This window comes from Methylobacterium sp. AMS5 (genome assembly GCF_001542815.1).
Classification (GTDB): Bacteria; Pseudomonadota; Alphaproteobacteria; order Rhizobiales; family Beijerinckiaceae; genus Methylobacterium.
Genome location: NZ_CP006992.1, coordinates 2,204,101 through 2,216,399, shown reverse-complemented (window position 1 = coordinate 2,216,399; position 12,299 = coordinate 2,204,101). Strand labels below are relative to the sequence as shown.

At 70.2% G+C, this 12,299-nt stretch carries 15 protein-coding genes; 9 read left to right on the top strand and 6 right to left on the bottom strand.

Annotation, left to right across the window (positions count from 1 at the left end):
- Positions 1–36 precede the first annotated feature (36 nt).
- The gene (locus Y590_RS09940; protein WP_060772239.1) at positions 37–1,002 is read left to right on the top strand and encodes a bifunctional helix-turn-helix transcriptional regulator/GNAT family N-acetyltransferase; all 966 of its coding nucleotides are present in this window, start codon (positions 37–39) and stop codon (positions 1,000–1,002) included.
- Positions 1,003–1,083: 81 nt separating this feature from the next.
- Here Y590_RS09940 and Y590_RS09935 read toward each other — a convergent pair whose 3' ends face one another.
- Complete coding sequence (locus Y590_RS09935) at positions 1,084–1,713, bottom strand: alpha/beta hydrolase (protein ID WP_060769707.1); 630 nt, start codon at positions 1,711–1,713, stop codon at positions 1,084–1,086.
- 76 nt (positions 1,714–1,789) lie between these two features.
- The gene (locus Y590_RS09930) at positions 1,790–2,719 is read right to left on the bottom strand and encodes a ring-cleaving dioxygenase (RefSeq protein WP_060772238.1); all 930 of its coding nucleotides are present in this window, start codon (positions 2,717–2,719) and stop codon (positions 1,790–1,792) included.
- 135 nt (positions 2,720–2,854) lie between these two features.
- Here Y590_RS09930 and Y590_RS09925 point away from each other — a divergent pair, with 135 nt between their 5' ends.
- Positions 2,855–3,817 carry a LysR family transcriptional regulator gene (locus tag Y590_RS09925; RefSeq protein WP_060769706.1) on the top strand — a complete coding sequence of 321 codons (963 nt, stop codon included), beginning with the start codon at positions 2,855–2,857 and terminating at the stop codon, positions 3,815–3,817.
- Here the strand turns inward: Y590_RS09925 and Y590_RS09920 are convergent.
- Both Y590_RS09920 and Y590_RS09915 read right to left on the bottom strand, forming a co-directional pair.
- Positions 3,772–4,407, bottom strand: a complete 636-nt coding sequence (locus Y590_RS09920; RefSeq protein WP_060769705.1) for a DUF4194 domain-containing protein — start codon at positions 4,405–4,407, stop codon at positions 3,772–3,774. The genes Y590_RS09925 and Y590_RS09920 overlap by 46 nt on opposite strands.
- 12 nt (positions 4,408–4,419) lie before the next feature.
- Positions 4,420–5,832, bottom strand: a complete 1,413-nt coding sequence (locus tag Y590_RS09915) for a Wadjet anti-phage system protein JetA family protein (protein WP_060769704.1) — start codon at positions 5,830–5,832, stop codon at positions 4,420–4,422.
- 126 nt (positions 5,833–5,958) lie between these two features.
- Here Y590_RS09915 and Y590_RS09910 point away from each other — a divergent pair, with 126 nt between their 5' ends.
- On the top strand, positions 5,959–6,633 hold the full coding sequence (locus Y590_RS09910) for an HAD family hydrolase (protein WP_060769703.1): 675 nt from the start codon (positions 5,959–5,961) through the stop codon (positions 6,631–6,633).
- Between the two features lie 198 nt (positions 6,634–6,831).
- Positions 6,832–7,245: a twin-arginine translocation signal domain-containing protein gene (locus Y590_RS09905; protein ID WP_286161884.1), complete on the top strand. Its 414-nt coding sequence runs from the start codon at positions 6,832–6,834 to the stop codon at positions 7,243–7,245.
- A 69-nt stretch (positions 7,246–7,314) separates the two neighbouring features.
- Here the strand turns inward: Y590_RS09905 and Y590_RS09900 are convergent, their stop codons facing one another.
- Positions 7,315–8,205: an HpcH/HpaI aldolase/citrate lyase family protein gene (locus Y590_RS09900; RefSeq protein ID WP_060769701.1), complete on the bottom strand. Its 891-nt coding sequence runs from the start codon at positions 8,203–8,205 to the stop codon at positions 7,315–7,317.
- A 260-nt stretch (positions 8,206–8,465) separates the two neighbouring features.
- Between Y590_RS09900 and Y590_RS09895 the strand changes: the two genes are divergently transcribed.
- On the top strand, positions 8,466–8,855 hold the full coding sequence (locus tag Y590_RS09895; protein ID WP_009864586.1) for a tautomerase family protein: 390 nt from the start codon (positions 8,466–8,468) through the stop codon (positions 8,853–8,855).
- On the opposite strand, the gene Y590_RS09890 is transcribed toward Y590_RS09895, so the two are convergent.
- Entirely contained in the window at positions 8,839–9,741 is a 903-nt protein-coding gene (locus Y590_RS09890; protein WP_060769700.1) for a LysR substrate-binding domain-containing protein, read from the bottom strand. The two genes, Y590_RS09895 and Y590_RS09890, sit on opposite strands and share 17 nt — an antisense overlap.
- Positions 9,742–9,858: 117 nt before the next feature.
- Between Y590_RS09890 and Y590_RS09885 the strand changes: the two genes are divergently transcribed.
- The 4 genes from Y590_RS09885 (at position 9,859) to Y590_RS09870 (ending at position 12,210) form a co-directional block, all read left to right on the top strand.
- Entirely contained in the window at positions 9,859–11,061 is a 1,203-nt protein-coding gene (locus tag Y590_RS09885; RefSeq protein WP_060769699.1) for an MFS transporter, read from the top strand.
- 131 nt (positions 11,062–11,192) lie between these two features.
- Positions 11,193–11,558 carry a hypothetical protein gene (locus Y590_RS09880; protein ID WP_060769698.1) on the top strand — a complete coding sequence of 122 codons (366 nt, stop codon included), beginning with the start codon at positions 11,193–11,195 and terminating at the stop codon, positions 11,556–11,558.
- Positions 11,559–11,673: 115 nt separating this feature from the next.
- A complete protein-coding gene (locus Y590_RS09875) occupies positions 11,674–11,928 on the top strand; it encodes a hypothetical protein (protein ID WP_060772237.1) in 255 nt (84 codons plus the stop codon).
- Positions 11,929–12,210 (top strand): hypothetical protein, encoded by a 282-nt coding sequence (locus tag Y590_RS09870; RefSeq protein ID WP_003600059.1) that lies wholly within the window; start codon positions 11,929–11,931, stop codon positions 12,208–12,210.
- The last annotated feature ends 89 nt before the right edge of the window (positions 12,211–12,299 follow it).

Here is a 12,299-nt window from a genome sequence, read left to right as displayed (position 1 = left end):
GTTGACTCCGTCAACTTTCTCGTCGACGTTGTGGTCATGAAGGATGTCAGCGCCGACGACGTCATCGCCACGGTCCGCCGCTTCAACCGGTTCTACACCGGACTCGTCGGCGCGCTTGACGATCAGTTTCTCGGCTGCGACGTCACGCTTCCGGACGCACGCCTGCTGTTCGAGATCGCGACGCACGACCGGGCGGAGAAGCCGCTCACCGCGTCCGCGGTGCAGGCAACGCTCGGCATGGATGCGGGCTATGTCAGCCGGATCCTATCCCGCTTCGAACAGCGGGGCTGGATCACCCGTGCCCGCGGCGCGGATGCGCGTGCCCGGCCGATCCGACTGACCGAAGCCGGGCGCAGCGCATTCGAGGGCCTGGACGGACGGCAGCGCGCGGCCGTGGCCAGCCTCGTCGGCGAGCTCGATTCCGTCCAGAGGGCGGATCTGGCGCAGGCGATGGCGCGCGTGCGCCTGCTGCTGCGACCTGAATCGGTTCCGGGCTTCGCGATCCGCCCGTTCCGCACGGGCGATATGGGCCTGATCGCGGCCCGGCAATCGATGCTCTACGCCCGGAGCCACGGTTGGGGCCGCGGCCTGGAAATCACCGAGGGCGAGACCACCACCGACTTCCTGAGAAATTTCAAGCCGGAGCGCGAGCAGTGCTGGATCGCGGAGATCGACGGCCTCCTGGCGGGGTCCGTTTTCCTCACCGATGAAGGTGGCGGCACCGCCCGGCTGCGCCTCCTCTATGTCGAGCCTTTCGCCCGCCGCCGCGGCATCGGCGAGACGCTCGTCGAGACCTGCATCGGCTTCGCCCGCGACACGGGCTATTCCCGCCTCACGCTGTGGACCCATACGGTTCTGGAAAGCGCCCGGCGCATCTATGCCCGCCACGGCTTCACCTGCGTCGAGACCGCGACTCATACCGGCTTCGGCATGCCGGTCGAGGGTGAAACCTGGAGGCTGCACCTGGGTGTGACGGGGCAAGCACCGAGTCAGGCCACGTGACGGGGGCGATGCCCCCGCCACATCGGTTATGTCACGCCGAGTCCCCGATCCCCGCTCCGGACAGGCCCTGTCGCGGGAAGCTTAGCCGCCAAAATTCTTGGCGAGCCACGTCCCGGAGGCGGCCAGATCGGCCTGGGACAGGCCGTGACCGGCCGGATTGACCGTGTGGGTCACCGCCGCGCCCGCTTGCTGAAGACGCGCGGCGAGCCGTTCGGCATTCTCGGCGGGCACGATCGGGTCGAGAGCGCCCGAGAGCAGCAGCACCGGGCGGCCGGCGAGGTCGGCCGGCGGGCTCTCGGCGAGCGGCACCATCGCCCGCAGCAGAACCGCCCCCGCCAGCACCTGCGGGTGCAGGAGCAGGGTCGCTGCGGCGATGTTGGCCCCGTTCGAGAATCCGACCGCCACCGGCGCGGCGAGCCCGTAGGCCGCCCGCGCCTGCGCGACGAAGGCGGCGAGGTCTCCGGCCCGGCGGCGGACATCCGCCTCGTCGAACACGCCCTCCGCGAGACGGCGGAAAAAGCGCGGCATGCCGTTCTCCAGAACCGGCCCGCGGGGCGAGAGCAGCGCGGAGCCGGGCGAGAGCGCGCGGCCGAGGGAAAGCAGGTCGCTTTCGTCGCCGCCCGTGCCGTGCAGCAGCAGGAGCGGCGGCGCACGCTCGTCTGCGCCGGGCTCGAAGCGGTGGATGAAGTCGAAGGTGACGCCGTTCGTCATGGCTGTCTCCGTTCCGTCTGAGGAAAGTGCGACCGCCCGGATCGATTCCGGGCGGACGCGAAGGCGTGCGGTCGGTTCAGGCGACCTTCGGCAGCACCGCCTCGATCCGCCCGCGATGCGGCTCGAGGAAGGGCGGCAGCTTCAGCGCGGTCCCGAGTTCCGCCACCGGCTCGTCGATCGCAAAGCCCGGCGCGTCGGTGGCGATCTCGAACAGCACGCCGCCGGGCTCCCGGAAGTAGACCGAGCGGAAGTACTGCCGATCGCGCTGCTCGGTCACGGACAGGCCGTGCCGATCGCTCAGCCGCTCCGTCATCGCCGCCTGCGCCGCGTCGTCGGCGGCACGGAAGGCGATGTGGTGGATCGAGCCCGCCCCCTGCCGGCCGGGCAGGAAGTCGCCGACCGCCCGAAGCGTCACGAACCCGCCGAGGCCCGCCCCGCTCGTCAGCCGGATCTGGCTGCCCTCGCGGGCGGCTTCCGCAAAGCCGAGCACGTCGGTGAGGATCGCGGCGGTCGCCTCCGCCCCGCGCAGGAGCAGGGTGACGCCGTGGAAGCCGCGGATCGCGGTCTCCGGCGCGATGTCCTCGAAGGTCCAGGCCGGCTCGGCCTCCGCCCCCTCGACGCCGACGAGCGCCAGCGGCATCCCATCGGGATCGCGGAACCGCAGCACCGTCTCGCCGAAGACCGTCACCGGCGCCTCATGCGAGACGTTCAGCGAAACGAAGCGGTGCGTCCAGGCACCGATGGAAGCGCGCGGCACGCGGAAGGCGGCCTCCGATACCTGCCCGATGCCGACGCGGCCGGGGGCCGCCTGGGCGATCGGGAAGAAGGTGAGGATCGTGCCGGGAGCGCCCGCCTCGTCGCCGAAATAGAGGTGGTAGGTGCCCGGATCGTCGAAGTTGACGGTCTTCTTCACCAGCCGCAGGCCGAGCACGCGGGTGTAGAAGTCGATGGTGCGGGCCGTATCGCTCGCAAACGCCGTGACGTGGTGAATGCCGTGCGCGCTCATGGTGCGGGTCTCCTGTTCGAGAGGATCGCCACGGGGATCCATGTCCGGGCTGCGATCGGTGTGAGCGCAATCTGGCCCTTGCCTGCTCGCCTGAAAATGGAAACGATTGAAACGCATCGTTTCCGGATTTGAGCAATGGCGAAACTTCCCGATTTTGAGGCCTGGGCCGTGTTCGCGGTGGTGGCCGACGCCCTCTCCTTCGCCCGTGCGGCCGACGAACTCGGGCTGTCGAAGGCGACGGTTTCCAAAGCGGTGGCGCGGCTGGAGGGCCGGCTCGGCGCGCGGCTGTTCCACCGCACCTCCCGCCGCCTCGCGCTCACGGAAGCCGGCCGTCTCGCACGCGAGGACGCGGCGGGGTTGCTGGCCGCGGGCGAGGCGGCGGAAGCCCGCGCGCTCGACGCCAACGGCGTGCCGCGGGGGCGGGTGCGGCTCGCGGCCCCGATGTCCTTCGGGGTTGCTCATCTCGCGCCGGTGCTGCCGGAATTCCTGGCCTCGCACCGCGAGGTCTCGGTCGATCTGCACCTGTCCGACGCGCTGGTCGATCTTGTCGGCGGCGGGTTCGATCTCGGTCTGCGCATCGCCGCGCTGCCCGACTCCTCGCTCCGGGTGCGGCGGCTCTGCGGGGTGCGCCGCTCGCTCGTGGCGACGCCGGCCTATCTCGAACGCTATGGACCGCCGCAACATCCCGAGGATCTGAAGGCCCGCGCCTGCCTCGGCTACGCCTACCTGCCGACCCCGGACCGCTGGCCCTTCACCAACAGTGCCGGCGAAACCGTGACGATCGTGCCCGAAGGCCCGCTACGGGCCAACAACGCCGACGCCCTGGCGCCGGCCCTGCGCGCCGGGCTCGGCCTCGCGGTGCAGCCGGATTTCACGATCTGGGAGGATCTGAAGTCGGGCCGCCTGGAGCGGGTGATGCCGGACTGGCAGCCGCCGCCGATCGCCCTCAACCTCGTGATGCCGCCGGGCCTGCCGCGCCCGGCCCGGGTCTCGGCACTGATCGCCTTCCTGGAACGGGCCTTCTCCACCGCGCCCTGGGCCCAGGCCGAGAGTCAGGCCCCCCTTCCCTCCCCGGCGGAGGCCCAGGCGCGAACCTGATCCATCCAGGCATCCGGCGAGAGCACGGTGATGCCCGGCATCACCATCAACGGCGTGACCCGCTCGGCCCGGTCGCGCTCGCCCAGCCGCAGGGCGCCCTTGCGGGCGAACAGGCGCAGGATCTCGATCAGGCGCGCCTCGTCCGGCGGCTCGGCGCGGGCGGCGGAGCGGATCGCGTCGGCGATGTCGTCGGTGGTGCATTCCACCGTGCCGTCGGTGGAGACGCGGTGGTCGCGCAGACCCTCCTCGTAGGCGAGCCGGAGCGCCAGCAGCACCAGCGTCTCGTCCTTGCGCAGGCGTTCCCCTTGCGCGTCGTGGCGCACGCCATCGGGCGGCAGGGCGAGGAACACCATCTGATCGCGGTGGGCGACCTCGAAGCGGTAGCCGAGGCAGGCGAAGTAGTCGCGGAAGAACGGCGCGTAGTGCCGCGCGAGTTCGTAGGAGCGGCCGATTCCGGTGGTCGCGGCGTAGATGCACTGGCTCTTCAGCATCACCTGAAGCGCGCGGGTCAGTTCCTCCTCGCTCGGCGCGGCGCTGCCGGGCGGGGGCGTCTCCTCGCCGTCGAGGATGGCGCGGAAGGGTTCGAGCATCGGATTGTCCGTTCAGCCTGCTTTGCCGGCTCCGCGCCGGGCGGCGGGGGGCGGTATGCGCTCGATCATGAAGTCCGGGCAGTCGAGCCAGCCGTTGGAGACGCGGCCCTCGATCCGGGCGACGCGGTAGCGGCTGCGCAGCACGCCGTCGAACAGAACGTCGATCTCGCGCAGGCGCTGAAAGACGACGAAGGCATCGACGTCATCGACCTGGATGTCCGAGCCGCGCAGGGCCTTCGCCTGAGCGAGCCGGGCGTCGAGATAGGCGACGATGCGCTCTGGCGTCACGGTGATGCGGCGGCGGAATTCGTCCTTGGCGGCGATGAAGGCCTCGATCGCCGGATCGATGTCGATCTCCGGCAGGGGCTCGTACTCGATGATCCGGCGCGGCATGCGCGGATTCGTGAGCTGCGGCGGGCCGATCGGCGGGCGCAAGAGCGAGATCTGCGGCAAGGGCAGGCCGGCGAGGTCGTCCTCGCTTGCGCCGACCGCGCGGAGCGCCGCCGCCGCCCGCTCGATCCGGGCGGAATCGCGCGGATCGCGGTAGCGGAGCGCGGCCGAGATGCGCCGCTCAAGCCGCGCCACCACGTCGGCCACCGCGTCGAGATGCGGGTCGAGGCCTTCGAAGATCGAGAGGATTTCGACGAGGTCGGTACGCACCATCCTCTCGGCCGCGGTGATGTCGGCGGCGCGGCCCTCGCGCAGATTGCCGTCGGCCAGCGCCCGGAGCGTCAGCGGATCGCGCAAGGCGCGCCCCGCCTCGCGCACGATGCCGGAGCGGAAGCGGAACGGATTGAAGCGGGTGTGCAGGGTCCGGTAGTCGGAGACGAGGTGGCGCTCGACGAATTCCTCGAAATAGAGCCGGAAGGCCGCGCTGAGATCGGGCTCGCGCAGGATGCGCTCTTCGAGCTTGCGCATGGCGCCGGCCAAGCCGCGCAGGTGGCCGAGGAAGGTGCGCGAGGCCTTGGCCGCGTTGCGCAGGGCCTCGGAGCGGTCGGCCGGGCTGGCGATGGCGCTCTCCAGCGCGCTCAGCACCTCCAGCACCGCGCCGCCGTAGGAGCGGGTCTCGCCGCGCTCGATCCGGGCCAGTTCCTCGATCAGCAGCCGCGCATCGGGGTCGAAATCGACCACCGGCACGTAGCGCTCGCGCCGCTCCACCAGCCAGCCGGCCTCGATCAGCCGCCGGAACACCGCCGAGCGCCGCTCGATCGGATCGACGGGTGTCGCCTCGTCGTCGGCGATCTCGGCCTGGCTCCAGCCGGCGGAAAAGTCGCCGATGGCCGCCAGAAGCTCGCTCTTGCGCAAGGGCTCGGCGGCGTCGCCGAACACGCGGGCGTGCAGGTGCAGCAGCAGGGCCGCGTTGAAGGCGCGGCTCGGCGAGGCGAGCGGTCGGAAGAGGTCGTCGGCGAGATGGGTGAACAGCATGACGGGATGGGCGCGACCACAACCCGCTCGGACGCCGCCGGTCAATGCTCGCGCAGCGCCATCCCCCATGCATCGACCGGGGCATGCGACCGTTGTCTCGGTGACCGCCACCGATGGAGTCGCTCCATGCGCATCGAAACCGTCTTCCTGTTCGATCTCGACGGCACGCTGGTCGACAGCGTCTACCAGCACGTGCTCGCCTGGAAGGAGGCGCTCGACGCGGAGGGGATTCCGCTCTCGGTCTGGCGCATTCACCGCAAGATCGGGATGAGCGGGGGGCTGTTCACCAACCAGCTCCTGCGCGAGACCGGGCTCGCCATCGACCCGGAACGGATCGACCGGCTGCGGCGGCTGCACGCGGAGGCCTATGGCCGGCTCTCGAAGGGCGTGGTGCCTCTCCCGGGCGCCCGGGAACTGCTCGCGACGCTGACCGAGAACCGCATCCCCTGGGCCATCGCCACCAGCGGCCGAATGGAGACCGCGGGCCACAACCTCGTCGCGCTCGGCGTCGATCCCGGACAGGTGCCGGTGGTGACGCGGGACCTCGTGAAATACGCCAAGCCCGATCCGGACCTGTTCCTCGCCGCCGCCGAGCGGCTGAACGCACCGATCGAGCACGCGGTGATCGTCGGCGATTCGATCTGGGACATGCTGGCGGCCCGCCGCTGTCGCGGGCTCGGAGTCGGCCTGCTGTCGGGTGGATACGGCACGGAAGAGTTGGAACGCTCCGGCGCCGTCAGGGTCTACGACGACCCGGCGATGCTTCTGGAACACCTCGACGAAGTCGGCGGCCGACGCTGAGCGCTGAGCGCACGCTATGGCCAAGGTTAGGCCGAAGATCCGCCGTGCCCGACCCCGTTCACGGGTTCGTAGTTCGATCCTGACGATTGGATGAACGGCCCCTTGCCGCTTCGTTCATGCGACAGGACGTAGCGTGAGCTTCGGCACATCGGGAGTGAACCGAATCCAGGCCGTACCCGTTGGGGTGCCAATGGATCGATGATCCACCGTTCTCGGAGAGACTTCATGAAGAAGCTTGCGATTCTGTCTGCCGTGGCCGTCCTCGGCGTGGGCGCCCTGTCCTCGACCGATGCCGAGGCCCGCTGGCGCGGCCGTGGCGGCGGCGGCGCGATCGCGGCCGGCGTCATCGGTGGCCTCGCGGCCGGCGCGCTCGTCGGTGCGGCCGCCTCGAATGCCTACGGTTACGGCGGCTATGGTGATGGCTACGGTTACGGCGGTGGCTACGGCTATGCCCGCCCGGTCGCCGGTTACGGATATGGCTATGCCCGTCCCGCCTACGGGTACGGCTACCGCAACGTCGGCTATTACGATGGCGGCTACTACGCGCCGCGTCGTGCCTACGGTGGCTATTCCTGGGGCGGCCCGGCCTACGATTACGGCTACGGCTGGTAAGTCTTTCAGGCCTGACAGCCTCTGACAACGAAACGGCCGCGCCCCATCCGGGCGCGGCCGTTTCGCGTTTCAGGCAGCAGCGTCGCGGGCGGCGATGGTCTCGGACCAGACCACGGCGCGGCGGGCCACACCGATATGCTGGCGCTCGTACATGCGGCCCTCGACCTTGATCGCCGCGCGCTTGGCGTTCTCCGGCAGGTTGAAAGCCTCGATCACGAGGCGGGCGCGGCGCACCTCCTCCTCCGTCGGAGCGAAGGAGGTGTTGGCGGGCTCGAGCTGGTTCGGGTGGATCAGCGTCTTGCCGTCGAAGCCGAGGTCGCGCGCCTGCCGGCACTCCTCGCGACAGCCCTCCGGATCGGCGATGTCGTTCCACACGCCGTCGAGGACGATCAGCCCCTCGGCGCGGGCCGCGGCCAGGGTCAGCATCATCCAGGGCAGCATCGGCACGCGCCCACGCACCAGTTGCGCCCAGGTGTCCTTGGCCAGATCGTTGGTGCCGAGCACGAAACCGGTCAGGCGGTTGCGGCGGTCGCGACGCGCCTTGGCGATCTCGTGAATGTTGAGGATCGCCGCCGGGGTTTCGATCATCGCCCAGACGGCGATGGAATCGGGGGCGTCGAGCGCCTCCAGCGCGTCGGCCACGCTTTCCAGCACGGCGGGCGAGGACACCTTCGGCATCAGGATCGCGTCGGGCTTGGCCTGGATCGCCGCGCGCAGGTCGCCGTCGCCCCAGGGCGTCTGCGGCGCGTTCACCCGGATCACGAGTTCGCGATGGCCGTAACCGCCGCCCTTCACCGCGGCGCAGACTTGATCGCGGGCCATCTCCTTCTCCTCCATGGAGACGGCGTCCTCGAGATCCAGAATCAGCGAGTCGGCGGGCAGCGTCTTCGCCTTATCCAGCGCCCGCTGGTTCGATCCCGGCATGTAGAGAACACTGCGGCGCAACCGCAAATCGGACATGTCTCGTCTCCTCCCAGGGGCCGGTGAGGGGCCCGGCGCGCCGCTCCCCACCCTCGTTTGAATGCATAATACGAACAATCCCGATCGGTTGGAAGCGGCCGGAAGCGAAGCTATTTAACCGCGAGCGCCCGGCAACCGCCAGAGGGCGCAACCTCGCCTTGCGGCGCCGCCGTCCGGATCTCGGATCTTGGGCGACGCGCCCGATCCGTATTTCGGCCTCGTTTCCCCGTTGGGGACGACGCTTCATTCTGGAGAATCCCATGCCCTTGATGCGTTTCGACCTGATTGAGGGCCGCAGCGACGCGGAACTGAAGGCGCTTCTCGACGCCGCGCACGAGGCGATGCTCGAAGCCTTTCAGGTGCCGCCGGGCGACCGCTACCAGATCGTGACCGAGCACAAGCCCTCGCGGATGATCGTGGAGGATACCGGCCTCGACATCCCCCGCACGCGGGATGTGGTCGTGGTGCAGATGATCACCCGGCCGCGCGGACGTGAGAAGAAGGAGCTGTTCTACCGGCTGCTGACCGAGAAGTTGCAGGCTGCCTGCGGCATCGCCCCCGCCGACGTGATGGTCTCGACGGTGGAGAACACCGACGAGGATTGGTCGTTCGGGCACGGCCGGGCGCAGTTCCTCACCGGGGAATTGTGAGCCCCGGCCGCTCGCCCTCCGCCACGAGCCAGTCGACGAAGGCGGTGAGCGCGGGCGACTTGTCGGCATCGAACGGCGTCAGAGCGAAGTAGGCGGCGCGCCCGACCCGGATTTCCGGAAAAGGCGCGACGAGCCGGCCCGCAGCGACCATCCGATCGAGCACGGGAAACGGCCCGATGCCGAGGCCTGCACCGTCCTCAAGCGCCTGAAGTGTCACGAAGAAGTGGTCGAAGACCCGGCGGCGCACGCCGCCGGGAAGCGTCACCTCGGCGGCCGTCAGCCAGTCGCTCCAATCCCCCGGCCGGGTCTCGGTGCCGAGGAGGATGTGAGCGTCGAGGTCGCGCAACGTCGCGAGCGGTTTGTCCCGCAGCAAAGCGGGGCTTGCCACCAGCGTGTCGGTCTCCGTCAGGAATGGCACGGCGCGGTGCTGTGGCCAGGGCTCGGGGCCGCGCCGGATCGCGAGGTCGAACCCGCCGCGCAGCGCATCCTGCAAGGTCGTCGTGGTGGTGACCCTGACCTCCGTGCCGGGACGAACCGCATGGAAGTCGTCGAGGCGCGGGATCAGCCAGCGCATCGCGAAGGTTGCGGGCGCGCTGACCCGCAGAACGCGCGGCGCCTGGGGCCGTCCGCACGCTTCCGCCGCCGCCGTGAGCCGATCGAAGGACAGGCTGATCTCCTCGGCGAAGACGCGTGCCGCCGGGGTCGCCACCATCCGTCGCCCGACCCGCACGAAAAGCCTTTGGCCGAGCCACGTCTCCAGGGCGGCGACCTGCCGGCTCACCGCGCCGTGGGTCAGCCCGAGTTCGAGCCCGGCCTGCGCGTAGCTGCCGGCCCTGGCGGCGACTTCGAACACCTGCAACGCGTGCAGCGGCGGTAACCGGCGCATGTCCCTCGCCCTCGCAATCCGTGAGCAAACCGCACGGAACCCGTGAGGCGATTGGCTCTCATCGCGCAAAACTCACAAGTCTAGGATCGCCGCGCAATCGCAGCCGGAGATTTTCGTGTGAGCCAGGCCCTTCGACTCGATGGATTCCAGCGAGCGGATCGCGCGAGCCCCGACCTCAAGCGGCGCAGCCTCGGCGGGGCCTGCCTCGCCCACGCCCTGCACGACGGCTACACCGACCTGCTCTACGTGCTGCTGCCGGTCTGGCAGACGGAGTTCGGCCTCGGCTATGCCGGGCTCGCTGTCCTGCGCAGCCTCTACTACGCGACCATGGGCGGGCTGCAGATCCCCGCCGACCGGCTGGCGGCGCGCTGGCCGATCCGCGTGAGCCTTACCGTCTCGACCCTCGTCGCCGCGGCGGGCTTCGGCGTCATGGCGCTGAGCGGCAGCCTGTTCGGGCTCTGCGCCGGCCTGGTGCTTGCCGGGATCGGTGCGAGCCTCCAGCATCCCCGCGCCTCGCTCCTCGTCGCGCAGGCCTATGGCGGCGCCGCGCGCGGGCCGCTCGGGATCTACAATTTCGCCGGCGATCTCGGGAAGGCGGTGTTTCCGGTCGCCGTCGCGCTGCTGCTCGGGGTGATGGCGTGGCGGCCGGTCGCCGGGCTGATGGCGGCGGTCGGCCTCGCCGCGGCTTTGGCGCTCGTCCTCGTCCTGCCGCGGGGATCGCTGGCCGCCGCCCCCCCGCGCGCCGGCGGGAGCGGTGGGAAGGGCCGGGGCTTCGCGCTCCTGATGACGGTCGGCGCTCTCGATACCGCCACGCGGATGGGGACCCTGCTGTTCCTGCCCTTCCTGCTGGAGGCGAAGGGCGGCACGGGCACGACCACCGGGCTCGCCCTCGCCCTCGTGTTTTCCGGCGGCGCCTTCGGCAAGGCGGTGTGCGGCTGGCTCGGCGAGCGGCTCGGCATCGTGCCCTGCGTCGTCGCGACAGAGACGGCCACCGCCCTGGGGATCGCCGCGCTCCACGTCCTGCCGCTCGGGCCGACCCTGGCCCTGCTGCCGCTCCTCGGCCTCGTCCTCAACGGCACCTCCTCGGTGCTCTACGGGACGGTGCCGGATCTCGCGCCGCGGGGGGATGTCGGCCGGGCGTTCGCGCTGTTCTACACCGCGGTGATCGGATCGGGCGGCCTCGCGCCGATCGCCTACGGGGCGCTGGGCGACAGGGCCGGCCCGGCCGTCGGCCTCCTGGCTGCCGCCGCCACGGCGCTCGCCATCGTTCCGCTGGTCCTTCGATTGCGCCGGTCGCTCGCGGCCAGCGGCCAGGCTTGAGCAAGAACAAACGCGAATTCAGCCTTCGTCTTCGTCTATACGGCCAAGTCACGAAACAAAATCAGGTCAACCTTTCGTCAAGATCGAACGTCAAGGGCGTCCTCGAAGTGCTTTTCGAGGGGACGAACCGGATGCGAAGAACCTGCCTCGGCGCCTGTGCCGGCCTTTTGCTGCTCGCAGGCATGTCCGCACCCGCGCAGGCCGAGAACCGGACGGCGATGAGTGTCGGAGCCGGCGCCGTGGCCGGTGCGCTCGTGGCCGGGCCGGTCGGCGCCGTGGTGGGGGCGGTGGCCGGTGGCTTCATCGGCTCGAACAGCAGCGCGCGTCCCCGTTCCACCCGCAAGCGCCGCGCCGCCCTGCGCCGCTCGGTCCGTGCGCCCCGCCGCGCGGCGATGGCCGAGCCGGCGGTCGCCCGCTCCGAGGCGCCGCGGGCGATGACCACCGGTGGCGCGAGCGCCGCCGCACCGGTCCGTTCCGGCTGGCAGGATCCGCGTTGAGCGTGTCCGGACCGGCCCCGGCAAGTGTCGCTTTCACGTCACAGCCAGGGAAATGCGCAAGCGTGGCCGGTCCGGTGCCATTTTCATGACGCGATGCGGCGCGCAGGATCAGCTCATGCAATCGTCCGAGAGCGAGGAAGCGATGGCTGATCCGAGCGCCGACCCGAACCGAACGGACCGACTGCAGACGGTATCCTGCCTTGAGCGGCCCGTCGTCAGCCGGGTGACCAAAGGTGTCGCCTCCGCCATCGGCAAGCGCCTGTCCGTCGATAAGGACGGCGCCCTGCCCGATCGCCTCGCCTTCCTCGTGGATCGTCTCCAGGCCGGACCTCTCGGCCGCACCTCCCTCAAGCATCGTCGAGTTGCCTGAATGTCCAAGTTCGATCGCGCCCTCAACGACGCCGCCGTAGTCCCCTTCCCCGCTGCCGCCGCCGAGGCGGTAGCCGACGAGAACGTCGCCTCGATCATCGAGGTGCTTCAGGATCAGCTCAAGCTCGCCCGCGAGGGCAAGCTGCGCTCGGTCGCCGTGGTCTCGGTCTCGAACGACGGCAGCGCCATCGGCACGCAGTGGTCCTGCGCCCACGGCGACGTGGCGAGCCTGATCGGCAAGCTCACCGTCCTGTCCCACGACATGATGGCCGCCCGGAACTGAGTTTTTCGCACTCGGCGAGAACGCAGAAAGGGCCGGCGGTTCATCCGCCGGCCCTTTCTCATTTGATTCCGACCCATGCTTCGGTCGGC